The 22,526-nt window shown below is 56.6% G+C and carries 24 protein-coding genes, 1 tRNA gene, 2 pseudogenes and 1 riboswitch; of the genes and pseudogenes, 14 read left to right on the forward strand and 13 right to left on the reverse strand.

Annotated features, from left to right (window positions below; translation table 11 throughout):
* The first annotated feature begins 12 nt into the window (after positions 1 to 12).
* Genes sufD through FD34_RS07950 form a run of 5 tightly spaced genes read left to right on the forward strand, consistent with a single transcriptional unit; the run spans position 13 to position 4,734 of the window.
* Positions 13 to 1,302 carry a Fe-S cluster assembly protein SufD gene (sufD, locus tag FD34_RS07930; protein ID WP_057808291.1) on the forward strand — a complete coding sequence of 430 codons (1,290 nt, stop codon included), beginning with the start codon at positions 13 to 15 and terminating at the stop codon, positions 1,300 to 1,302.
* Positions 1,283 to 2,521, forward strand: coding sequence for a cysteine desulfurase (locus FD34_RS07935; protein ID WP_057808292.1), 1,239 nt, complete (start codon positions 1,283 to 1,285; stop codon positions 2,519 to 2,521). The genes sufD and FD34_RS07935 overlap by 20 nt, the downstream gene beginning before the upstream one ends.
* Complete coding sequence (gene sufU / locus FD34_RS07940) at positions 2,508 to 2,969, forward strand: Fe-S cluster assembly sulfur transfer protein SufU (protein WP_057808293.1); 462 nt, start codon at positions 2,508 to 2,510, stop codon at positions 2,967 to 2,969. The genes FD34_RS07935 and sufU overlap by 14 nt, the downstream gene beginning before the upstream one ends.
* Positions 2,962 to 4,371: a Fe-S cluster assembly protein SufB gene (gene sufB, locus FD34_RS07945; RefSeq protein ID WP_057808294.1), complete on the forward strand. Its 1,410-nt coding sequence runs from the start codon at positions 2,962 to 2,964 to the stop codon at positions 4,369 to 4,371. The genes sufU and sufB overlap by 8 nt, the downstream gene beginning before the upstream one ends.
* A 30-nt stretch (positions 4,372 to 4,401) precedes the next feature.
* On the forward strand, positions 4,402 to 4,734 hold the full coding sequence (locus FD34_RS07950) for a metal-sulfur cluster assembly factor (RefSeq protein ID WP_057808295.1): 333 nt from the start codon (positions 4,402 to 4,404) through the stop codon (positions 4,732 to 4,734).
* 60 nt (positions 4,735 to 4,794) lie between these two features.
* Here FD34_RS07950 and FD34_RS07955 read toward each other — a convergent pair whose 3' ends face one another.
* A complete protein-coding gene (locus tag FD34_RS07955; RefSeq protein WP_057808296.1) occupies positions 4,795 to 5,103 on the reverse strand; it encodes a hypothetical protein in 309 nt (102 codons plus the stop codon).
* 209 nt (positions 5,104 to 5,312) lie between these two features.
* On the opposite strand from FD34_RS07955, the gene FD34_RS07960 reads away from it, so the two are divergent.
* Positions 5,313 to 6,653 (forward strand): FAD-dependent oxidoreductase, encoded by a 1,341-nt coding sequence (locus FD34_RS07960; RefSeq protein ID WP_057808297.1) that lies wholly within the window; start codon positions 5,313 to 5,315, stop codon positions 6,651 to 6,653.
* Between the two features lie 185 nt (positions 6,654 to 6,838).
* On the opposite strand, the gene FD34_RS07965 is transcribed toward FD34_RS07960, so the two are convergent.
* Positions 6,839 to 7,459 (reverse strand): hypothetical protein, encoded by a 621-nt coding sequence (locus tag FD34_RS07965; protein WP_057808298.1) that lies wholly within the window; start codon positions 7,457 to 7,459, stop codon positions 6,839 to 6,841.
* Between the two features lie 59 nt (positions 7,460 to 7,518).
* A complete protein-coding gene (locus tag FD34_RS07970) occupies positions 7,519 to 8,151 on the reverse strand; it encodes a phosphatase PAP2 family protein (RefSeq protein ID WP_083479945.1) in 633 nt (210 codons plus the stop codon).
* 141 nt (positions 8,152 to 8,292) lie between these two features.
* On the opposite strand from FD34_RS07970, the gene FD34_RS07975 reads away from it, so the two are divergent.
* On the forward strand, positions 8,293 to 9,549 hold the full coding sequence (locus FD34_RS07975; protein WP_057808300.1) for a chloride channel protein: 1,257 nt from the start codon (positions 8,293 to 8,295) through the stop codon (positions 9,547 to 9,549).
* Between the two features lie 31 nt (positions 9,550 to 9,580).
* On the opposite strand, the gene FD34_RS07980 is transcribed toward FD34_RS07975, so the two are convergent.
* The 5 genes and pseudogenes from FD34_RS07980 to FD34_RS08000 all read right to left on the reverse strand — a co-directional run bounded on the left by FD34_RS07980 (position 9,581) and on the right by FD34_RS08000 (position 12,306).
* Positions 9,581 to 9,922 (reverse strand): hypothetical protein, encoded by a 342-nt coding sequence (locus FD34_RS07980; RefSeq protein ID WP_057808301.1) that lies wholly within the window; start codon positions 9,920 to 9,922, stop codon positions 9,581 to 9,583.
* 225 nt (positions 9,923 to 10,147) lie between these two features.
* Positions 10,148 to 10,803: pseudogene (gene thiE, locus FD34_RS07985) on the reverse strand (thiamine phosphate synthase).
* Positions 10,803 to 11,607: pseudogene (thiD, locus tag FD34_RS07990) on the reverse strand (bifunctional hydroxymethylpyrimidine kinase/phosphomethylpyrimidine kinase). Before thiD ends, thiE begins: the two co-directional pseudogenes overlap by 1 nt.
* Positions 11,597 to 11,821 (reverse strand): carbohydrate kinase family protein, encoded by a 225-nt coding sequence (locus FD34_RS07995; RefSeq protein ID WP_057808302.1) that lies wholly within the window; start codon positions 11,819 to 11,821, stop codon positions 11,597 to 11,599. Before FD34_RS07995 ends, thiD begins: the two are co-directional and overlap by 11 nt.
* On the reverse strand, positions 11,806 to 12,306 hold the full coding sequence (locus FD34_RS08000; protein WP_162255402.1) for a hydroxyethylthiazole kinase: 501 nt from the start codon (positions 12,304 to 12,306) through the stop codon (positions 11,806 to 11,808). Before FD34_RS08000 ends, FD34_RS07995 begins: the two co-directional genes overlap by 16 nt.
* 104 nt (positions 12,307 to 12,410) lie before the next feature.
* Positions 12,411 to 12,516, reverse strand: a riboswitch (TPP riboswitch).
* Between the two features lie 457 nt (positions 12,517 to 12,973).
* On the opposite strand from FD34_RS08000, the gene FD34_RS08005 reads away from it, so the two are divergent.
* Together FD34_RS08005 and FD34_RS08010 are read left to right on the forward strand one after the other, a co-directional pair.
* Positions 12,974 to 13,915: a hypothetical protein gene (locus FD34_RS08005; RefSeq protein WP_057808304.1), complete on the forward strand. Its 942-nt coding sequence runs from the start codon at positions 12,974 to 12,976 to the stop codon at positions 13,913 to 13,915.
* A 39-nt stretch (positions 13,916 to 13,954) separates the two neighbouring features.
* Positions 13,955 to 15,604, forward strand: a complete 1,650-nt coding sequence (locus FD34_RS08010) for an LPXTG cell wall anchor domain-containing protein (protein WP_057808305.1) — start codon at positions 13,955 to 13,957, stop codon at positions 15,602 to 15,604.
* 243 nt (positions 15,605 to 15,847) lie between these two features.
* Here the strand turns inward: FD34_RS08010 and FD34_RS08015 are convergent, their stop codons facing one another.
* Together FD34_RS08015 and xerS are read right to left on the reverse strand one after the other, a co-directional pair.
* Positions 15,848 to 16,705: a patatin-like phospholipase family protein gene (locus FD34_RS08015; RefSeq protein WP_057808306.1), complete on the reverse strand. Its 858-nt coding sequence runs from the start codon at positions 16,703 to 16,705 to the stop codon at positions 15,848 to 15,850.
* A gap of 83 nt (positions 16,706 to 16,788) precedes the next feature.
* Positions 16,789 to 17,859 (reverse strand): tyrosine recombinase XerS, encoded by a 1,071-nt coding sequence (gene xerS, locus FD34_RS08020; RefSeq protein ID WP_057808307.1) that lies wholly within the window; start codon positions 17,857 to 17,859, stop codon positions 16,789 to 16,791.
* A gap of 126 nt (positions 17,860 to 17,985) precedes the next feature.
* Here xerS and FD34_RS08025 point away from each other — a divergent pair, with 126 nt between their 5' ends.
* The 3 genes from FD34_RS08025 to FD34_RS08035 all read left to right on the forward strand — a co-directional run bounded on the left by FD34_RS08025 (position 17,986) and on the right by FD34_RS08035 (position 19,399).
* Positions 17,986 to 18,225: a hypothetical protein gene (locus tag FD34_RS08025; RefSeq protein WP_057808308.1), complete on the forward strand. Its 240-nt coding sequence runs from the start codon at positions 17,986 to 17,988 to the stop codon at positions 18,223 to 18,225.
* Between the two features lie 104 nt (positions 18,226 to 18,329).
* Positions 18,330 to 18,911 (forward strand): TIGR01440 family protein, encoded by a 582-nt coding sequence (locus FD34_RS08030; protein WP_057808309.1) that lies wholly within the window; start codon positions 18,330 to 18,332, stop codon positions 18,909 to 18,911.
* Positions 18,908 to 19,399, forward strand: a complete 492-nt coding sequence (locus FD34_RS08035) for an ECF transporter S component (protein WP_057808310.1) — start codon at positions 18,908 to 18,910, stop codon at positions 19,397 to 19,399. Before FD34_RS08030 ends, FD34_RS08035 begins: the two co-directional genes overlap by 4 nt.
* Before the next feature lie 58 nt (positions 19,400 to 19,457).
* On the opposite strand, the gene FD34_RS08040 is transcribed toward FD34_RS08035, so the two are convergent.
* A tRNA-Pro gene (locus FD34_RS08040) sits at positions 19,458 to 19,531 on the reverse strand.
* A gap of 37 nt (positions 19,532 to 19,568) precedes the next feature.
* On the reverse strand, positions 19,569 to 20,132 hold the full coding sequence (locus tag FD34_RS08045; RefSeq protein WP_083479949.1) for an RNA 2'-phosphotransferase: 564 nt from the start codon (positions 20,130 to 20,132) through the stop codon (positions 19,569 to 19,571).
* A gap of 95 nt (positions 20,133 to 20,227) precedes the next feature.
* Here FD34_RS08045 and FD34_RS08050 point away from each other — a divergent pair, with 95 nt between their 5' ends.
* Complete coding sequence (locus FD34_RS08050; protein WP_057808312.1) at positions 20,228 to 21,181, forward strand: 3-hydroxyacyl-CoA dehydrogenase family protein; 954 nt, start codon at positions 20,228 to 20,230, stop codon at positions 21,179 to 21,181.
* 3 nt (positions 21,182 to 21,184) lie between these two features.
* Positions 21,185 to 21,475, forward strand: a complete 291-nt coding sequence (locus tag FD34_RS08055) for a hypothetical protein (RefSeq protein WP_057808313.1) — start codon at positions 21,185 to 21,187, stop codon at positions 21,473 to 21,475.
* A gap of 52 nt (positions 21,476 to 21,527) precedes the next feature.
* Here the strand turns inward: FD34_RS08055 and FD34_RS08060 are convergent, their stop codons facing one another.
* Positions 21,528 to 22,376, reverse strand: coding sequence for an aldo/keto reductase (locus FD34_RS08060; RefSeq protein ID WP_057808314.1), 849 nt, complete (start codon positions 22,374 to 22,376; stop codon positions 21,528 to 21,530).
* Between the last annotated feature and the right edge of the window lie 150 nt (positions 22,377 to 22,526).

The raw sequence follows: 22,526 nt of genomic DNA on the forward strand, positions 1-22,526 counted from the left end.
GGGGCGGCAATGATGACAGACGAAAAGCAACGACGGGTCCAGTTAGCGGCCGCCAGCCGGCAGAACAGCGAACCGGATACCCTGCGCCAGCGGCGGTTACGGGGGCTGGAACTGATGGGGCAGCTTCCCCGGCCACGGATGCAACGTTTTCGTTTCCAAGACTGGCCGCTGATTGCCGACCGGCCCCTGAACTGGTGCCAATCGTCGGCAACTAATTTGGCGTCAACCAGGCTGGACGAGGCGGTGGTTCGGGTGACCCAGCTTGGTCGGACCACGGTCAGCCTGTCCCTTCCCCAACCCCTACGCGACCAGGGGGTGATCCTGACTGACATCTTCACCGCGGCCCGTGACCACGCTGACCTATTTGATAAGTACTTCATGTCCGCCATCCGGGCCGATGAAAACAAGCTGACGGCCTACCACCAGGCCTACCTGAATGCCGGCCTCTTCCTCTATGTTCCGAAGAACGTGGTGGTGGAGCAACCGATTATGGCGGAGCTCATTCAGGACAACACCCAGGATGAGCCGCTAGTGTCACACATCCTGGTGGTTGCCGACCAAGGGAGTCGGGTCAAGTTTATCCAACACCTCACGTCGATTGGGGATCACACCAACCCGGCCAACATGATGGTTGAGCTGATCGCCCGCGATGGCAGTGAGATTGACTTCTCCTCCTTGGACGAGTTGGGCCCCACCACCCACACCTACTTCAAACGTCGGGCCGACATTGGTCGCGACGCCCACGTCGAATGGGCAGTCGGGGTCATGAACGCTGGCGATACGGTCGGCGACATGGATGCCGAGCTGCTCGGTACGGGCGGGTACGCTAATTCAAAGGTGATCGCGGTCACCACCGGTAAGCAGCGGGTTGGCATCAACAACCGAGTCACCAACCGCGGCAAGCACACAACCGGCCTGATCAACCAGCGGGGGGTGATCCTCGAACAATCTGAGCTGATTTTCAACGGGATTGGTCAAATCATCCACGGGGCACACGGCGCCCAGGCCGACCAGCAGAACCGGGTCCTGATCATGTCACCCCAGGCCCGGGGGGATGCCAACCCGATCCTGTTGATCGACGAGAATGATGTCCAGGCGGGGCACGCGGCCAGTGTTGGGCCCGTCGACCCTCAGCAGATATACTACCTGATGAGCCGGGGAATCCCGCGTCCCCAGGCCCAGCGGATGGTGATCCGGGGGTTCTTGGGAGCGGTGTTGGCCGCCATCCCCTCTCAGGACGTTCGGGATAAGATGATTGATGTCTTAGAAAGGAAGCTTACCGATGGCCTTCAATATCAATGATGTTTTAAGCGATTTTCCGATTCTCAGCCAGCGGGTCAATGATGAACGGTTGGCCTACCTGGACAATGCGGCCACTGCCCAGCGGCCCCGTCAGGTTCTGGCGGCCTTGCAGGACTTCTACATCCACGATAACGCCAACGTCCACCGGGGTGTCCACACCCTGGCCGAGCGCGCCACCGAGGATTACGAGGGTGCCCGGGTCAAGGTCCAGCACTTTATCAATGCCCGGTCCAGCGCCGAGGTCATTTTCACCAAGGGGTGCACGGATGCGCTGAACCTGGTCGCTGCTTCCTATGGGGAGGCCAACATCCAGGCCGGCGATGAGATTGTCATCTCGATCATGGAACACCACAGCAACCTGATCCCGTGGCAGCAGCTGGCCCGCCGCAAGCACGCCACCCTCAAGTACATCGGCCTGACCGCCCAGGGTCAGCTGGACATGGCCGCTGCCCGACGGCAAATCACTGATCGAACGAAGATCGTGGCCGTGACCCACGCCAGCAATGTTCTGGGCACGGTGAACCCACTCAAGGAGCTGGCCGTCCTGGCTCACCAGCACAAGGCGGTGATCGTCGGTGACGGCGCCCAGGCGGTGGGGCACATGCCCGTTGACGTTCAGGATCTCGATGTTGATTTCTACGCCTTCTCGGGTCACAAGATGATGGGCCCGATGGGAATCGGGGTCCTCTATGGCAAGGCCGCCCTCCTGCGGGCCATGCCACCGTACCAGTATGGCGGTGAGATGATCGGTGATGTCCACCGGGACGACAGCACCTGGGCCGATATTCCCTTCAAGTTTGAGGCCGGTACCCAGAACGTCGCTGGGGCGGTGGGTCTCGGGGCGGCGGTTGACTACCTGCAAGGGTTGGGGATGGATAATATTCAGGCCCGGGAACGGGAATTGGTTACCGCCGTCCTGCCGCGCTTGACCGCCCTGCCGTACGTGACGGTCTACGGGCCTCAGGATCCCCGTCAGCATACCGGGGTACTTGCCTTCAACCTGGCCCACCTCCATCCCCATGATGTTGCTACGGCCCTCGATATGGAGGGAGTCGCGATCCGCGCTGGCCACCACTGCGCCCAGCCCCTGATGGAAAAGCTGGGAGTGACGGCGACCGCTCGGGCCAGCTTCGCCTTCTACAACACCAGGGAGGATACCGACCAGCTGATCAGAGCAATCAAAGAGACAAAGGAGTTCTTTAACCGTGGGACTATCTAAACTAAATGGCCTATATCGTGAGGTGATCTTGGACCACGCCAGCCACCCACACAATAAGGGGAAGCTGCCCACGGCCACCAACACGATGACCCTGCACAACCCGACCTGTGGCGACACGATCAACCTGCAGGTCAACGTCGCCGACCACCGGATCAAGGATATCGCCTTTACCGGAGAGGGCTGCACGATCAGTCAGGCTTCGGCCAGCATGATGACCGCGGCCGTCAAGGGGAAGACGACGACGGCGGCCCTGGCGATGGCCAAAACCTTTTCCGACATGGCAATTGGCCAGCAGCATTCCCGGTCCGACCTGGACCAGCTCGGCGACGCCCAGGTCCTGACCAGCATCATGGAGTTTCCGGCCCGGATCAAGTGCGCCACCCTGGCGTGGTGGGCACTGCAGCGGGCTTTACTGAAGGATAGTGACGAGGAGGATGACAATGAGTAAGCAAACCGCATCCAGCACCATCGACGACGAGAACTATGAGTACGGTTTTCACGACGACGTCCAACCGGTCTATTCAACCGGGCGCGGCCTCACCGAAGAAATCGTCCGCAAGATCTCGGCAGAAAAGAATGAGCCCCGGTGGATGCTGGACTACCGCCTGAAGGCCTATCGCACCTACCGCCGGCTACCGATGCCCAAGTTTGGTCCGGACCTTTCCGGCTTGGACCTGGATAACATGCTCTATTACCAGAAGATGACCGACAAGAAGTTCCGTGACTGGAAGGACGTACCGGCCGACCTCAAGCGGACCTTTGACCGGCTGGGGGTTCCCCAGGCCGAGCGGAAGTACCTGGCCGGGACCGCGGCCCAGTACGAGTCCGAGGTGGTCTATCACAACATGAAGAAGGAGTTTGCCAAACTGGGGATCATCTTCACCGATACCGACACCGCCCTTAAAGAGTATCCGGACCTCTTTAAAAAGTGGTTCGGCAAGCTGGTTCAACCGACCGATAACAAGTTCGCGGCCTTAAACGCTGCCGTCTGGTCCGGCGGCTCCTTCATCTACGTGCCCAAGGGCGTCAAGGTCAAGACCCCGATCCAGTCCTACTTCCGGCTGAACGCGGAGAACACCGGCCAGTTTGAACGAACACTGATCATCGTTGATGAGGGGGCCAGTGTGGACTATGTCGAGGGGTGTACCGCCCCCAACTACTCGTCCGACAGCCTCCACGCCGCGGTGGTTGAGGTCAACGTCGCTCGGGACGCCTATTGCCGCTACACCACCATCCAAAACTGGTCCGATAACGTCTACAGCCTGGAGACCAAGCGGGCCGCCGCGGTTGCCCACGCCACGATGGAGTGGGTCGATGGCAACCTCGGCTCCAAGGTCACCATGAAGTACCCGAGTGTCTACCTTAACGGGGAGGGTGCCCGGGGGACGATGCTGTCAATCGCCGTGGCCAGCAACGGGATTCACCAGGATTCTGGGGCCCGGATGATCCACAACGCCCCGGACACCTCGAGCTCGATCGTCTCCAAGTCGATTGCCAGAACCGGGGGCTCAACCGACTACCGGGGGACGGTCCGCTTCGGCCAGCACGCCGATGGTTCCAAGGGCCACGTCGAATGTGATACCATCATCATGGATGACCAGTCATCGTCGGACACGATCCCCTACAACGAGATCGACAACGCCCACGTGGCCATGGAGCACGAGGCCAAGGTTTCAAAGATCTCAGAGGAGCAGCTCTACTACCTGATGAGCCGGGGGATCTCCGCGGCCAAGGCCACCGAGATGATCATCATGGGCTTCGTGGAGCCGTTTACGAAGCAGTTACCGATGGAGTATGCGGTCGAATTGAACCGGCTGATTAGCTTCGAGATGGAAGGGTCAATCGGCTGATGGGCCGGCATTCAGATGGGAGGAACAGTAATGGCAGATGAAGGAGCAACCCCGTTTTCACCGATCGAAAACCAGGTCATGGACGCCCTGAAGAAGGTGATCGACCCGGAGCTGGGTATCGACCTGGTCAACCTGGGCCTGATCTACGACGTCCGGGTGGATGATGCTGGGGTCTGCACCGTGACAATGACCCTAACGACCATGGGCTGCCCACTCAGTGACCTCTTAAACGAACAGATCACGCAAGCAGTCCTGAGCGTCGATGCGGTCGAGGAGTGCAAGATCAACCTCGTCTGGGAGCCGGCCTGGAACATCTCAAAGATGAGCCGCTTTGCTCGCCTGGCCCTGGGGATCCACGGCTAACCTGATACAACGCATAAAAAATAGGATCAACCGCAAAGTGAAGTGGCTGATCCTATTTTATTATTTGTTAATTTTCTCGGCGTAGGTGCGGGCGTTGTAGAGCTCGTAGACGACCCAGGTTTCAATCAGGGTGATCACGCAGATCACCAGCATTGTGTAGAAGTCGGGGAGGACGAAGAGCAGGAAGAGGAAGATCCAAGATATCCAGGACCACATATTCTCAATTCTGATGATCCGCTGTACCCGCGGCGTCGGGGTTACCCGGCCGGAACGGACAAAGATGTTGCGGATCTGGGCAAAGTAGCGAATCTCAACGAAGCTCTCGATGATAAAGATTGCAGTAAGGGTCATTAGAAAAACTTGTTCCATAATCAGTACTCCTTCAATAATAATCACCCTCTACTTTACCGGTCGCGCGGTATCTTGGCAACATTAATTTAGTGGGTGATTGATTATCAAATGATAGTGAAAATGGCAAGCACAGGCACTACCATTTTACGGGGCACTTTGTTATAATGAACGTGGAAACGCAATCATGGACAAATAGTCCGTATTTGTAAGCTGAGGAGGCTTTTCAAATGAAGATCGTTATCGTTGGCTGTACGCACGCCGGAACAATCACTGCTAATCAAGTGTTAAGCAATCACCCTGATGCGGAGGTAACTATCTACGAGAAGAACGACAATGTTTCATTCCTGTCGTGTGGGATCGCCACCTACCTCGGTGGGGTTACCAAGGACATTGACGACATGTTCTACTCCAGCCCAGCCCTCTTGACCAAGTTGGGGGCCGACGTCAAGCTGCGGCATGAGGTTACCAGTGTTGATCTGAAGAACAAGTCATTGACGGTCAAGGACCTCACTACCGGGACCAGCAGTGAGGACCACTACGACAAGCTGATGGTCACCACCGGTTCCTGGCCGATCATCCCGAACCTGCCGGGAATTGACAACCCGAATGTCTACCTTTGCAAGAACTACAACCATGCCAAGAAGCTGTTTGAAGTCGCCAAGGACGCCAAGAACGTCGTGGTGATCGGTGGTGGCTACATCGGGGTCGAGCTGGTTGAGGCCTACAGCAAGCAGGGGAAGAACGTCACCCTGATTGACGGCAACGACCGCCTGCTCAGTAAGTACTACGACGCCAAGTATACGGACATCGTCACCAAGGACTTTGAGGAACACGGCGTCAAACTGGCCTTTGGCGAGATGGTGGCCGGCTTTACGGACAATGGTCATGGGGTGACGGTCAACACCAACAAGGGCAGCTACCCGGCCGACATGGCGATCCTCTGCATTGGCTTCCGGCCCAACACCACCCTCTTCAAGGGTCAGCTGGAATTCAACCCGGACGGCTCCATCAAGACCAACGCCTACATGCAGACCTCGGATCCCGACGTTTACGGCGCTGGCGATGCAGTGGCGGTTCACTATAACCCAACCAACCATGAGGCCTATGTTCCCTTGGCCACCAACGCGGTCCGGCAGGGGGTCATTGCGGGGACGAACCTCTTTGGCAACACGATGACCTACATGGGGACCCAGTCAACGTCTGGCCTCCAGCTCTATGACCACGCGATGGCCTCGACGGGGATGACCCTGGCCAGTGCCAAGGCGGCCGGCTTCGATGCCGATGCCGTTACCTTTACCGATAACTACCGGCCGGAATTCATGCCGACCAACGCGACGGTGATCGGGACGGTGGTCTGGGACCGGAGCAATAACCAGATCCTCGGCGCCCAATTCATGAGCAGCTATGATATCTCCATGTACGCCAACGCCGTTTCAGTGATGATTCAGAACCGGAACACGATTGACTTCATGGCGATGGTTGACATGCTCTTCCAGCCAAACTTTGACCGGCCGTTTAACTTCATCAACCTTCTCGGCCAGCAGGCGGTGGCGAAAGCGACCAAGTAACCGCTCATTTAATTATATGTTTAGTCTATTGCGTAATTAAAAAATCACTGTTAAAATACAGGACAGGTAGTGATTGCCTACCTACTTACATGGGTGACCAGCGGAGAGCATCCCTCTTTGCTGGCCACCTTTTTTGACTAAAAAAACCGGGCTGCGGCGGTTAGGCTGCGACCCGGTTTGGTGATTTAAATGATAGCGTTGAAGATTACGACGACTGCCGGTACCCATGCAAGGGCGACCACCCCGCCGGTCAGGAGCAGGGTTTCCTTGCTACTTTGGGGTAGGAGGGCAAGCTGATCCAGGTCCTGGTGGTGGATCACTTGGGATCCGCTGGGGGTCGTCAGGGTGACCTTCTTGGTATCCGCGGCACTGGTCTGATCCGTGCTGGATTGATTAGTTACCGGTTGGTTGCTGCTGACGACCGGTACGGTAACTGTTGCCGTTGCCTGGTCATCACTGGCGGCATTGTTCGTGGTAGCCGAACTTGAGCTGCTGGCTGCCTTCTTATCACTGGCACTAGCGGTGTTTGAGCTATCGGTGGACCGGGATGATGAACTCTGGCTCGTTTTATTGGTCTTAGCCTTGCTGGCCTTAGTGTCGGTGTCCGCGCTGGCATTCTTATTCGTGTTGTTATCCTGATTGCTGGACGTGCTGCTGTCATCGACCGCAGAAACGTTCTTACTGCTCTGGCTGGTGTCGGGCACGGTGGTTACGTGATCCGCGGAGACCGGACTCGTCCAGAACAGGGTAAGCAATAGGGTGAACCCAATTGTAAAAAGTATTCCAATCTTAAATCGGCTTTTCATGCCAATTCCTCCAATTATCTTCTCATTCATTAATAATTATACCGGCCTATCAAACGTTTTCAACCACCAATTTGGTGACGATGAGTAGCGTGCTCCAGGGCGGTCGTGGCCAGGAGCCACCAGCCCGTGCCCAGGAACAGGCCGGCCAGGACATCACTGGTGAAGTGGTTGCGTAGGTAGACCCGGGAGGCCATCACCAGCAGGATCCAGACCGCCGTCAGAATTCCGCCGGTGACGCGCTGCCAACGCTGCTTAAGGTGGGGCCAAAGCAGGGACAGGATAGCGAAGAAAAAGACCGTGGTGGCGAAGGTGTGTCCGCTGGGGAAGCTAAAGCCGTTGGCGGGGATCAGCTTATGGTCAGGACGGGGTCGCAGGATGGTGTACTTCACGGCGATTACCAGGCAGTAGCCGCCGAGTTCGAGGCCGGCAAACCACAGTCCCCGGCCACGCTGGTGACGCCACCAGCAGATGGCGAGGACAACCAGGGAAAGGGGGAGGAGGAGGATCGGGTCGCCGAGGTGGGTGACCACCGTGAAGAAGTGGGTGTGCAAGGGCGTCGTGGGTTGCAGGAGCCGGTAGCCAAAGCGGTCGAGTCGGTGGACCCAGCCGGCGTTTTGCCAGACACCCCAAAGAAAGACGGCAAAGACCAGCCAGCAGCCGGTCCCCATTAATACATTCTGCTGTTTTTTCATCTTGTTGTTTTCACCTAGGATTTCGTCAAATTGCTTCTATTATAACGATTTGCGGGGGGATAAAACAAGAATGGACCTGTAAGTTATGGGCAAACGTGCTAAAATAATTACCGATTTAAATTAATGTTTGGAGAGAAGAGAATGGCAAAGATAATCAAGAACCTGCCACTGGCGATTGCGACGGTGGCCCTGGGCATCATCGTGGGCCTCAGCTCCCTGCTGGTCAGCGTGGCCCTGGATCTAACCGAAAAGCTGTTTCTGCACTTTCAGGAGAGCAACCTAGTTCCCGTCGACGTCTCGGCCGGGGGGATGCGGCGATTCACCTCGGTCCTGGTCGGGGGGATCATCGCCGCCATCGTCTGGTATCTCCTCCAGCGCCACTATAAGCCGGTCAAGCTGGGGAAGGCCGTCGACGGCCAACGCATGCCCCTGGTCAAGACCCTGATTCACGTCTACACCCAGATCTTCTTTGTTGGGACTGGTAATTCAATTGGTCGGGAACTGGCGCCACGGGAAGCCGGCGCCGCCCTGGCCCAGAAGTGGGAGGACCACTTCCACGACAATAAGTTCCTCGGCCTGGACGCCGAAGACCGGCGGATGATCACTGCCGCCGCGGCCGGGGCCGGGTTTGCCGGCGTCTATATCGCGCCGATCACCGGGGCCGTCTTCTGCATGGAGCTTTTGTACAAGAAGATCAACGCCCGGGTCATCGCCGTCAGCCTGACCATGTCGGTGATTGCGACGCTGATCGGGTCGATCGTCAAGGGCTACCAGCCATACTACCTGGTTGGCTCCAAGACCTTCCAGTTGCAGATCCTGCCGCTGGCCCTCTTCCTCGGCCTGGTCTGTGGCCTCCTCGGCACACTTTTCAAGAAGTACATTGGAATGGCCAAGGCACACCGGGCCACCACGGTCAACGTCCTGGCCCAGTTGCCGGCCGTGGCCGCCGTCACCGGTGGGATCGCGGCCTTCTTCCCCCAGATCATGGGTAACGGCCGGGGTCTGGCCCAGCTGGCGATGAATACGACCACCCACAGCAAGGCCGTGATCCTGGCCCTGCTCTTCGGCCTGGTCGCCAAGGTGCTGGTGACCCTGTTCGTCATGAAGTGCGGTGGTTACGGTGGTGTCCTGACGCCGTCAATCGCGGTCGGTGCGGTCATCGGGGCCTTCGCCGGGATGGTCTACGTCAGCTTCATCCCCGGGGTGACGATGGCTCAGGCAGCCGTGCTCGGCGCGGCCTTTTTGCTAGCGGCCTCCCAGCAAGCACCGCTGATGGCGATGTTCATGCTGTTTGAGGTCTGCCACCTGAACTTCTCCGCCTTCCTGCCGTTGGCGATGGGAGTCGCGATCTCAATCGCCCTGTCCAAGTGGCTGCAGACCAAGTCCTTTTTCGCATAATAAAAAATGGTGTCCATTTGGGCACCATTTTTTACTTCTGCGGGTCATCATCATGGATGGTGATGTTCTCGTCCTGGCCGACGTTGTAGCGGGCCAGCAGGATCTGCTGGTACTTGTCCTCGATGACCTTGTCAACAGCCGTGTCGTCAATCTTCGGTAGCTCCTGGCGGACACGGTCGAGGACCTGGTCGTTGAACTGCATGTCCGGCTTGACGGCCGCCTTGTCGGTCAGGACGGCGACTGTCTGGTCATAGTCCAATTCGTGGATTTCCCACTGCGACCGGTCGGCGTCCGGCTGGTGGAGGACGTCGTCGCGGTCCTTCAGGTCTTCACGGAAGCCCTGGTCGTCGTATTGGTATTGATCTTCTGCCATCATTTCTCCTCCTTCTATCCTAATTTAGCGCATTCCCTTTTGGCTGTCCACCATTTGTCCGGCGAGCCTTATAATGGTGGGAAGGGGGTGATTGACATGAAAAAGGATCCGCAGAAGCGCTACGTCCTCCTGCTGGTGACCTTCATCGTCGCCTGCTTTATCCTCCTGACCCTGTCAGAGGAGGTCGCTAAGCTATAGGAAAACTGGGTTGCTGGCCCAGCTTTTTTATTTGCTTTGGTAGGCGACCCGCATCGCCTTGACCGTGGCAGTAATGTCAGGGCTAGCGAGGATCATCGAAATGACGGCGACCCCGGCGACCCCCGTCTGCAGGGTGGCAGGGAGGTTGGCCGCGCTGATCCCGCCGATGGCCACCAGGGGATGGTGACTGGCGGCGTTCAGCCGGGCCAACTCACTTAGGCCGAGGGCCGGGTCGGCATCGGCCTAAGTGAGTTGGTCGGAAAGACTGGGCCGGCCCCCACGTAGTCCACGGCTGGCAGCTGGTTAGCCCGGGCGATCTCGGCGGCGGTGTTGCAGGAATAGCCAATCATCAGCTTGCCGGCCGCCCGCCGAATGACCGTCTCGATCCGCTGGTCCTTCTGGCCGACGTGGACCCCATCGGCCCCCACCTGGAGGGCGAGTTCTTCGTCGTCATCGATGAAGTAGGGGACCCGGTACTGACGAGTGAGGTTGCGGAGCCGGGTAGCCATCTTCACCGTGGCCGCGTGGTCGAGCCGGGAGCCACCCTTCTCCCGGTACTGGAAGGCGGTGACCCCCGCCGCCAGGGCCGTTTCGACGTCGTAGAGGAAGCGGTCGGGGTCGTTGCCGACGTCCTGGCTGCCGCCGACCAGGTAAAACTTGAGTATATTAGGAGCGAACTTCATCATTGCACATCCCCCTCGATCTGGGCCCAGTGGTTGAGGGGCCCGTGACCGTGACCGACATTGATCCCGTCACGAATTGTCGCCTCGACGTAGGCCTTCCCGGTCCGGATGGCCTCCTCCATCGAGCGGCCCTTGGCCAGTTCCGCCGTGATACAGGCCGAGATGGTGTCCCCGGTCCCGTGGGTGTTGTGGGTGGCCACCCGGGGCGCCGTCAGCCAGAAGTGGCGGCCGTCGGCGAGGAGGACAAAGTCGTTGGCCGCGGCCTCACTATTAAAGTGGCCGCCCTTGACGATGACGTTCTTGGCGCCCATGTCCTGGAGCCGCTTACCGGCCGCGACCATTTCGTCTTCGGTGGTGATGGTCATCCCGGTCAGCTTCTCGGCCTCGGGGAGGTTGGGGGTGACCAGGTCGGCCAGCGGCACCAGTTCGTCGCGGACGACGCTGATGGCATCCTCACTGAGCAGGGGGGCACCACCCTTGGCGATCATCACTGGGTCAACGGTCAGGGGACCAAAGTCGTACTTCTTTAGGTTCCGGACCACGGCCCGTACGTGGTCGGCATCCGCCAGCATCCCCGTCTTGCAGGCGCGGATCTTCAGGTCGCTGGCCAGGGCGGCGTACCATCTTGATTGGCATTGGGAAGGCATCCTGGACGCCCAGGGTGTTCTGGGCGGTCACCGCGACCACCACCATCGTTGCGAAGACGTGGCGCTCCTGCATCGTCTTGAAGTCGGCGGTGATTCCGGCACCGCCACCGCTATCGGTCCCGGCAATTGTCAGGGCCTGGGGAAAATCATTCGTCATTGTTATCATCCTTTCCGTAATTCAGCTGGGCGGCGAAACGGTCGCTGGTCAGCTGACTTAGTTCATCAAAGAAATGGGCCTGCCAGCTCCCGAGCCCGGCGGCGTGCTGAGCGGCGACCGCCCCGGCCAGGCTGAAGGCCGTGGCCACCAGGGCGCTGCTGGCAAGGGGGTTGTCACCGCTGGCCAGGTAGGCGGCGGTCAGGCTGGGGAGCATGTCGTCACGACGTCGGTGGCCCCGGTGAGGAGGACGCAGGTGTGGTAGGCGTGAGCGCAGAGCTTGGCCACCATGACCGGGTTGTCCTGGTCATTCCCGGTGTCGATGCCGTGCCCGCTGGCGGCGAAACCGGCCAGGGCCGCGATTTCGCTGGCGTTGCCCCGGATGACGGTAAAGTAGTAGTCGGCCAGCAATTGCTTGGCGATCGTCAACCGGTAGGCGCTGCTGCCAACGGCGACCGGGTCGAGGACCACCGGTCGCTGTCCCGCGTTGGCGTCCAGAATTGCCTGGATCAACGTCAGCTGGGCCTGGTCGATGGTGCCGAGGTTGATGGTGATGGCGTCGGCCAGGTTGACCATCGCCGTGGCCTCCTCAGGTGCCTGGGACATGATTGGGCTGACCCCGCTGGTGCTCAGGGCATCGGCCACCTTGCCGGCGGTGACGCTGTTAGCGACCGTCAGCACGACCGGGTTTTGCGCCCGCACCCGGTCGATAAGGGGGATGGGGGGATGGGGAGGTTAGTAATCTTCATCTTGTAACCACTTCTTCCTAAAAAATAAACCGGCAATCAAGTCTTCCCTGATTGCCGGTTCTTGCGACTGCATTTCCCTACGCGAGTACTAGCTCACAGGTTCTAGGATCCACGCTTACTGAGCGTATCTCAGTCCGGTCCACGGACACTCCTAATGCGACTGTTCAATTGCTGACCTAAGTATAACACTTATCGGTCCAGATATTTAATTAATTGGGGTAGGTTGGCTGCTCGCTTGCATTAACCCTGGTAGCAAAAATAAGCCCTTGATTAATCGTCGTTTAGTCTTGTTTACCTATTTTGTTAACAGCTAAATGATGATTTCTTCAGTGAGTGACAGAACTTTCTTGTGGTCAAGGACTTTTGATTGTTTAGATACTATAATAAATAGTGTAATAATTAACACATTCGTGAGGGAGATATTATTATGACATATAACAGATCTAATTCAATTAAGAAGAGTGTTATGCTCACTACTGCCGCTTTAGCCGCTGTAACACTGGGGGGTACACAATGCCCATGCTGCCGGCGTTTCTAAGCCTCTAACTACCGATCAAGCACAAGCGCAGGTTTCCGAAGAGCAACAGGCCCAACAAGCAGTCAACCAAGCGCAAACTAACTTGAACAGCGCCCAAGCTGCACAGTCTCAAGCGCAAGGTCAAGTTGACTCTGCAACGACGGCCCAATCCAATGCCCAAACCGCGGTTAGCCAGGCCCAAGACGCCATGAACCACACCAACAACTTGTACAGTCAGGCTCAGTCCCAAGCTCAAAACGCCACCGAAGCTAACATGACCAGTGCTAGTCAAGCGGTTACCACCGCTCAAACCACGGTCAACCAAAACAGTCAAGCTGTCACTTCAGCACAGACGGCTGCATCTAATGCTGATCAAGCCGTTCAAAGTGCTCAAAACAAGGTCAACGCTGACCAAGCCCAAGTTGACAATTTGAGCAAGGGCACGCCAGCCGACACAACGACGCAACAAAACGCGGTCAACACGGCAAAGACTGCCCTTGATAATGGCCAAGTTACGATTGCTACTAACAATGTTACTACGACCCAAAGTGCTAAGACGACGGCTGATCAAAACGTTACGACCGCTAAGATAGCACTGGATAATGCGAAGAGTGAAGAAGCTAATAAACGGGCAGCGCTGAGCAAAGCGGAGGAGACTGTTACGAGTGCTCAAAATACATTAAAGAGTGCTCAGAATACATTAACGAATGCACAAGATGCGCAAAAGAATCAAAATTCTGTTATTAATTTGCCTGATTCTTGGTACCAAGAAGTAAAAGAAAAGGGGGACGATGCAGAAGTCGATAAAAATTACGAAGACGAAGGCAATAAGTTGCTGAACTCCTGGGTGAATAATCCAGCAGATGAAAAGATTAAATACACCATTGGCCCAGGCATAAAATTACCAGAAAATTTGATGATTCAATTAACCCGGTATTTTGCAAGTCTAATTAATCCTATTCGTGAGAGGTTTGGACATAAACCATTAATAGTTAATCGTGGGGCTGTTGACTATGCAATTGACTGTTCATATGTGTTTGAGTGAGGAGATAACGATGATGAACAGGTTGCGCGTAAATATGGCGTGACCTCATATAGTCCCTTTTTTAGTGGTTTTCTTCAGGATATTAATGGTAATTTTTTAACTTATCGAGATGGTCTTAAAACTCGTACTTTTACCTTAAATGCTTTAAAACGTGCGATCTATCAAGGAGTCGTTAATTGTTGCATAGGTGACTTTAATTCATTTGGACAGGATGGCGAAGTAGCACTTGGTGTTAATCCCTTTGCACTTGCCTATCAATTGATGCATATGAAAGATGATAAATTTGATGAGCAGGCACTAGGAATGGGTATATTAAGCGATGGGCAAATGAATTATTACCTATTTAATATATCTGACGGTGTGGTTAAAGTTAAAGATGGTGAAGATAAGTATAATTACTTGGGACTTCACGATCCAAATGGTCTTTATATGCAGCTAGCAAAAACAACATATTCTACTGATCCATCATCAGTTGCACCAGATCCAGTTAAGTTGCAGCAAGCTGTTACTGATGCACAACAAGCTGTTACTGATGCACAACAAGCTGTTACTGATGCACAAAACACCTTAAGCGCTGCTAAAATTCAGGAAGCAGTTGCAGAGGCTGCTCATACTGCCGCTCTAAATGCCTTGAATGACGCTCCAATGAAATTATATCGTGCTCAACTCAAACAGTCTCAGGCCACTGAGCAGGTTGTAACGGCCCAAAACGCAGTTACCAGCGCTAAGATGGCTCAAGATGATGCTCAGCTTGCTTACGAGCAAGCTGTATCAGCTCTGCACCAAGCTCAGCAACCTGGTGTAACTGATCAGAACACCTTGAAAAATGCTCAACAAGAGCTCGCCACTGACCAAACGGCCTTGGTCAATGCTAAGACGGCCCAAACTAAAGCTAAGGTAACATTGGGTAACGCCAAGGCTCAATTAGCTAACAGTCAGCAGGCTTTGTCCGACGCTCAGGCTAAGTACAACAACTTAGTTCACGCTAGCCAGAACTTGAAGGTCGCTCAAAACCAAGTTAAGCAGACCACGCAGTTAGTTGCGACGACTAAGTCCCGGCTCCAGTCTGCTAAGCAGGCGCTCTTGAACAAGGCCAACGCAGCTCTTGCTACAGCAAAGTCATTACTAACTCAGGCAACGGACCAAGTTAAGAGTGCCACGGACGCTCTCACAACGGCCCAGAACAAGCTGGCCGCTATCAAGTACCACAACAGTTCGGCCTCATCCAGTGCTACCAGCTCAGCATCGAGTTCGGCTTCAAGCTCTGCAGTTGCACCATCATCAAGTACCGCTTCCAGTGCTAACTCTGCCGCACCTAGTGCAAGCCCTACTGTAGCTCCATCCAAGAACGCCACTTCCAACGCTACGACAGCAACTAGGTTAAGTACTTCAAATACTAGTTCCATCAACAACGCAGCTATGCGTTCAGCAACTAAGGACGCTACTGCTAACTCAGCTGTTGCACCTACTAAGAATACCGCTGTCGCACCAAGTGCACTCATTCAGGCTGAATCGACTGCATCGGTCAACACCGACTCGGCAAGTACTAATGGCGAGTTCTCTGAAGTAACAAACTCAAGTACTCAGGAGTTGCCACAAACGGGTAGTGACAATGGTGCCGCGTTAGTTGGTCTCGGTTTAATTGGCGCGTTGATGTCGATGTTCAGCTTCCGTCGTCGTCATAACTAAAGTCAATCGCCTCCCTGGCGGCTGGAAAATAAGCTTCTTGGCGCCCTGTACGGCTAGCCTAGAATGGAGGCTGACGCTAGAGGCGTCGGCCTTCGTTCGTAGCTAGACGCTAAGGGCGCGCTTATTTCCCAGCCTTTTGTTTTGCCTGGTGGGGGACAAAAGTGGGGCAAAGTAAAACCCGTAAGTCGCCGATTAGACTTACGGGTTTTACGACCTGAACGGGCATCCCTCGTTGGGCTCCCCTTAGCGGTCTAGATATTTAATTAATTGGGGCAGGATGAGGTTGGCCTCCTGCTTGCCGATCTCGTACAGCTTGACCAACTTCTTGGTGTTGCCCTCAATCCGACTGACCTTGACTGGGTGCTGGGGGGCGATGGTGAAGAACTCCTTCTCCTTAGTGCGGCGGTTGACCTCCTCGACCTGCTGATTGTAGACTGCCGGCCGGGCGATCGCCGCCTTGACGAAGGCCGAGTAGTCGGGGTAATAGCGGTGGAAGAGCCGGTCTAGGGCGCGGCTGGTCGGCTTCTTCCGGTAGTTGATGTCCCGGGTCCGAACGATGACGATCTTCTTATAACCTTGCCGCTCAGCGACGTCGTAGGGGATCGAGTCGGTCACCCCGCCGTCCATGCAGAGGCCCTGGCTGGTCCGCTGGGGCTTGGAGATGATCGGCATCGACGAGGAGGCCTTCAGGACCCGGGTCAAGTCGTCGCCGACCGGGTCGGTGAAGGTGACCGCCTTACCATCGGTTAACCTGGTGGCGACCGCCGTGAAGTGGGAGGCGGAACGCCGGTAGGCCTCGTCGTTGAAGTTCAGCCACTGCCAACCGTGGCCCTCAAACAGGTAGTCGAGGTTGATGATACTCTGCCGGTGGAGGAGGTGGGTGATCGAGATGTAGTCGCGGTCGTGGCGGTGGTGGATGTTGATCATCGCCGGCCGCCCGTACTGCTTGGAGACGAAGTTGGCCCCGCACAGCGACCCGGCCGAGACCCCGATCACGCTGCGAAATTCAATGTGGTGGGCCAGGAAGGCATCGACTACGCCGGCGGTATACTGTCCCCGAAATGCCCCGCCTTCCAGGACCAAAGCTGCATCATATAACATTAGATTCTCTCCCTTGAAAGTGCTAGTTAGTATTATACAATAATAGGCCGCGGGCAGGTAATAACTGATTACATTCACCAGCCCTAATGTTGGTCGGGGTGGTCGCTGATCTCCTGGAGGGCCTGGCGTTGCTGTTTCTGATCCACGTGGGTGTAGAGGTCGGTTGCCGAGGTCCCCTTCTGTCCCAGCTGCTGGGCAACCAGGACCTGGTCCTTGGTGACGTCGTAGAGCTCCGAGGCCAGGGTGTGGCGGAGCTTGTGGGGGGTCAGGGGGTGACCAAAGGCGGTCGAGTACTTCTTGACCATTCGCTCGATCGCGTTGGCGGTCATCCGCCGGGTCTCCCCGTGGTAGACGGTTAGAAAACAGGCAACGTCCTTTTTGACGGCGTGGTAGCGCTGGGCCCGAATCGCCAGGTAGCTCTTCAGGTAGGGAACGGCCCAGGGGGCAATTGGTACGGAATCACGCTGGCCACCTTTTCGGGTGACGTCGAGCAGCTGCTGTTTGAGGTTGAGGTCACCAAGATTGACGTTGGCGGCCTCGGAGACCCGGACCCCGGTACCAAGGATCAGGGTGATGATGGCGATGTCGCGCTCCCGGTTATGTTTGAATGGTTCCCGGGCCCGCTTATCGCAGCGCTTGGGGTATTCATTTTCGATGAAGTGGATAAAGTCGAACTTCATCTGCCCCCGGTACATGTGCGAGGCCAGGGTATGGGCCCGGTAGTTCAGGGTCTTGGTGTCGTTGAGCGAGTCGATCTTCAGCATGACGTTGCGGTAGAAGTAGGGCTCGCCATCCTTGACGTCGGCGGTGACCGTCAGGAACTTGAAGAGGGAGCGCAGGGCGTTGATCGACCGGTTGATCGAGGTTGGTGAGTTTAGGTGGCCCTGGGCGTTGGTGCTGTGCTTGAGCTGGTCGATGTAGAGCATGATGTCGTTGCGCCGCAGCTGGGCCAGGGCATCGACGGGGATGCTCCGGTTGTCACTGGCCTTGACCAGGCCACTGACCCGCAGCCAGTCGAAGAAGCGGCGGATCTCGGTCAGGTACTGGTAGGTGGTCGTGACCGCATGGCTGGTGCCGAGGTAGTATTCATTGACGTAGTCGGGGAGCTTGGCCAACTCCTCATTGATCAGTTTGAGGTACTTATCTGCTTCCAATCTTCTCACTCCATTGTTGGTAATATGTCTATTATACCGTATCCTGACAACCGCGTCGTTATTCACGCCCTATACGACAAAAGTGATATAATAAGAGGTAAAATTAAATGAGAGGGAGTCTTAATAATGCGGATGGAGAAGAATAAGGCCTACGCCGAGGTCTTACGGCAGCTGTCCACGACGGAACTGCTCGATCGGTACTATGATAACCCGGACCTGGTCGACCGGATCCTGAAGGGCAAGGTGGATGCCACCGAGCTCAACGACGGCCCGGTAATGATCAACGGGGTCAAGATGTCGGAGAAGGATGCCAGAGACTACTTGATCATGCAGCTGGTCAAGCGGGCCGATCCGGACCCACGATAAGAACATTAGCCGTCATTTCGCGTGCGAGGTGACGGCTTTCTTTGTCTGTGCTAAAATAATTAATGATTGATGAGAAAAATGTTAGAGAAAGCGTGATTGATTAGATGGTAGATTTGAACCAAGTCAAGCAAGCAACTAAGCAGGGGCTGAGTGAACTGCTCGACCAGGCCCACCTGCAGGCCGGCGACATCTTCGTCCTTGGCCTAAGTACGAGCGAGGTCCAGGGAGAGCAAATCGGCAACGACTCCAGCATTGAGATTGGCCGGGCAATCGTCAAGACCATTCTCGATACCCTGCGACCGCTGGGCATTCACCTGGCTGTCCAGGGTTGTCAGCACATCAACCGGGCCCTGGTAGTTGAGCGGGCGGTGGCCAAGGAACACGGCCTCGAGCAGGTCATGGTCTACCCGCAGATCCACGCCGGTGGTGCTGGGCAGATTGCGGCCTTTGAGAACTTCGAAGACCCGATCGAGGTCGAGCACATCCAGGCCCAGGCCGGGATGGACATCGGCGACACCGCCATCGGGATGCAGGTCAAGTTCGTCCAGGTTCCGGTGCGAACGTCGGTGAAGACGATCGGCGCGGCCCATACGACCTACCTGTCTTCACGGCCGAAGTACATCGGTGGTCCTCGGGCCAAGTACAGCTGGGACCCCTTCAACCAGCGTGAGGAGGGTGGCCAATGAGAAACGAACGCTTACGGCGGTTGACCCTGGCGGCCCTCCTGCTGGCCCTCTCGGTGGTGCTGGGCCGCTTCTTCGTTATCCCGATTCCCTGGACTCACGGCTACATTAACCTCTGTGACGCCGGAATCTTGATTGCGGCGCTGCTGCTGGGTCCCGCTTACGGAACGGCCGTCGGGGGCTTCGGGGGGATGTTTCTGGACCTTTTGTCCGGCTATCCCCAATATGCCCTCTTCTCCCTGACTGCCCATGGGCTGGAGGGGCTGACGACCGGCTACCTGGGGCAGCGGGCCGGTAGCTGGCGCGGCTACCAGTGCCTGGCCCTGGCCTGCGGGGTGGTGGTCATGGCCGCCTGCTACTTCTTCAGTGACTCCCTCATGTACCACACCTGGATGGTCGGGATCCTGAGTATCGGTGGCAACCTCCTCCAGGGAGTCATCGGTGGGGCCCTGGCCCTTTGGCTGACGCCGCACCTGCGTAAACGAATGTAATGAAAAAGCGCCTGACTGCTACTGCGGTCGGGCGCTAATTTCGTTTAAAAATAAAAAATCGGAAAAACAGGATTCGAACCTGCGACCCCCTGGTCCCAAACCAGGTGCTCTACCAAGCTGAGCTATTTTCCGAAGTTATATCCGTTCGCAACGAACGAATATTATATTATCAAGAAAAGGGGGATTCGTAAAGCCCTTTTCTAGGAATTTTCTGATTTTTTGGCCAACCATGCAAAAACCGGGCCGGAATTTCGTCGGCTAGCCAGACCTGGTCGTTACCGACGTAGAAATGCACCCCCGCCGCCCGGGCCGCCTGGGTATCGACCATCAGAATCACGGGCTGGCTGTCATGGCGGGCGCCGACCTGCCGCGCCGTCTGCGTATCCGTCGAGAGGTGGACGAACTGCCGCTGCATCGGCAGCAGCCCCAACTCCTTGATACTAGGCAGGAAACGGCGGGCGGTTCCGTGGTGGATGATGCCCGGGATCGAGTGGCCATACAGGGCGCAGATCCGGTCGCCCCTGATCGCAAAGCGCTGCTTATCGCTGTGGGTGAGGACTGCTGTAATGCCATCCCGGGTCAATGCCAGGTGGTGGACCCGGTTGAGGGCGGCAATGAAGTGGGCAAGGTCCGTGTAGCCGTACTCGTCGAGCTGAATGCCGTACTTGTCCGGGTTGTGACGGAGAGCGTAGGACATCTTCTTGCTGATGTATTTTAAGTGTTTGTCTGTCATCCAATCACCTTCCCCTGCCATGGTACCATATTCCCCGTTTCCGGTCCGGGGAATGGTATAATTAAGTTATCAAATGAACAAAGGGGTGTTATCAGATGAAGCTAACAGACATCAAAACGATTACCAATGTTGGTGCTGGGACGATGGGCCATGCGACGGCCCTCCAGTTTGCCCTAGCCGGCTACCCGGTCCGCCTGTATGACCACTCGCAAGCCGGACTCCAACACGGTCAGGCGGCGATTGCCCATGACCTGAAAACCTTTCAGGGGGCCGGGTTGCTGAATGAGGAACCGGAAGCTATCCTGAGCCGGATCACGCTGACCACCGACCTGGCGGCGGCCTGTCGGGATACTGATTTCGTGATCGAGTCGATCGTCGAGGACCAGCAGGTCAAGCAAGCGGTCTGGCAGGAAATCGAGGATCAGGTGGGCCCAGAAACGGTCTTAGCTACCAACACGTCGGGGTTGAGCCCAACCGCCCTGCAGAGCGTCCTCGCCCATCCTGAGCGGTTCGTGGTCGCCCACTTCTGGAACCCCGCCCAGCTAATGCCACTGGTAGAGGTGGTCCCCGGTAAGGACACCAGTCGGGCGACCGTTGACCTGACGGTGGCGTTGATGAACAAGATCGGTAAGCACGCCGTACCACTCAAGAAGGAGGCCCTCGGCTTCGTCGGCAACCGGATTCAGTTGGCCGTCCTCCGGGAAGCCTTCCACATTGTTGACGAGGGGATCGCCAGCCCGGAAGCCGTCGATGACATCATCAAGTACAGCCTCGGCCGGCGGTGGAACCTGGTCGGGCCGATTGCCAGTGCCGACCTGGGAGGCCTGGACGTCTTCAAGAACATCAGCTCTTACCTCTACGCGGACCTGGCCAATTCGACCGGGACCGACCCGACCCTTGCAAAGCTGGTTGACCATGGTAAACTGGGGATAAAATCCGGCCAGGGCTTCTATGACTGGCAGGGGGATGCCGGGCAGCGGGTTGTCACCGATCGTGACCGGGAACTCCTCGCCCAGCTCAAGCACGACCACGAGGAAGGGGAGCACTAGATAATGCAACAAGAGATTAAACAATCAACCACTACCGGTCAGGTGACGTTGGAACGAGCCGACGGGACCACGGTACAGTTTAGCAACGGCGGGGTCGATGGTGAATTTGAGGTGATCATCACCGACCAGGAGCTCATCCCTGCCCTGTTTGAAAAGGTGGGAGAGTGCGACGGCGATTACCTTGTTCGGGGCCTGAAGCTCGGCGCGGCCACCCCGGTCGTCAAGCTCAGCGGCAAGTACGTCGTGTACGGTAATCCCGCCAACGGCAACGTGATGCTGGCCAAGCAGAAGTAAAATTAACGCCACCCGTTAACACTCAATGGTGCTAGCCGGGTGGCATTGCTTTTTAAATGGTGGCCAGCGGTTGCTTACTGGTCGGCTTTGGGAAATGTTTGGCCAGGGCGTCCAGTTCGTCAGGAGTAAAGCTAATATCTCCCGCCTCAACATTGGCGATGGCATGCGTGGGGTTTCCGGCCTTGGGGATGGTCAGGACGCCCCCATGACGCAGGGTCCAGGCGAGCATGATCTGGTAGATGCTGACCTGGTGGTTGGTCGCCAGCTCCTGCAAGAGGGGGTCGCTACTCAACCGACCGGAGATGGTATCGGCTTGGGCCAATGGTGAGTAGGCAATCAGGGGCAGGGCATGCTTTTTCATTAGGGGGAGGAGGTCAAACTCGATCCCCCGCTCGTCGAGGTTATAGAGGTCCTCGTTGGCAACGCAGTGCTGGCCAGCGGGGAGCCGCCAGAGTTCCTCCAGGTCGGCGACGTCAAAGTTGGAGACGCCCCAAGAGCGGATCTTCCCCTTGGCCACCATCCGTTCCAGCTCCGTGACGGTCTCCGCTAACGGGACCGTTCCCCGCCAGTGGAGGAGGTAGAGGTCAAAGTAGTCAGTACCGACCCGACGCAGGCTCTGGTCGAGGCTGCGCTCCAGGAGGTGGTGGCTGGCGTTCTCCGGGAGGACCTTGTCGATGATGTAGAGCTGGTCGCGCATATAGTCCTCGATGGCTTCCTTGACAACCTCCTCGGTGCGGCCCATCCCGTACATCTCGGCCGTGTCGATTACCCGAGCACCGTGATCGATGGCGCTTCGGATCGCCTGGACCTCGGCGGGGCGTTTGACGGGATCATCCCCGATATGCCAGGTACCGATCCCGACGGCGGGCAGGGTTGTTGTGCCAATCTTAACTGTTTGCATTGCATTTCCTTCCTCGTAAGACTATTTAGTACCATTGTAACATAGTTGGGTGAAGCGTTTACTAGAGATGCATTAAGGCAAAGATTACAAATATTAATTCTAAATGACAAAATATGGGATGCTTGCCTGCCATGGTCGACTGGTGTATAG

Source organism: Limosilactobacillus pontis DSM 8475 (assembly GCF_001435345.1).
Lineage (GTDB): Bacteria > Bacillota > Bacilli > Lactobacillales > Lactobacillaceae > Limosilactobacillus > Limosilactobacillus pontis.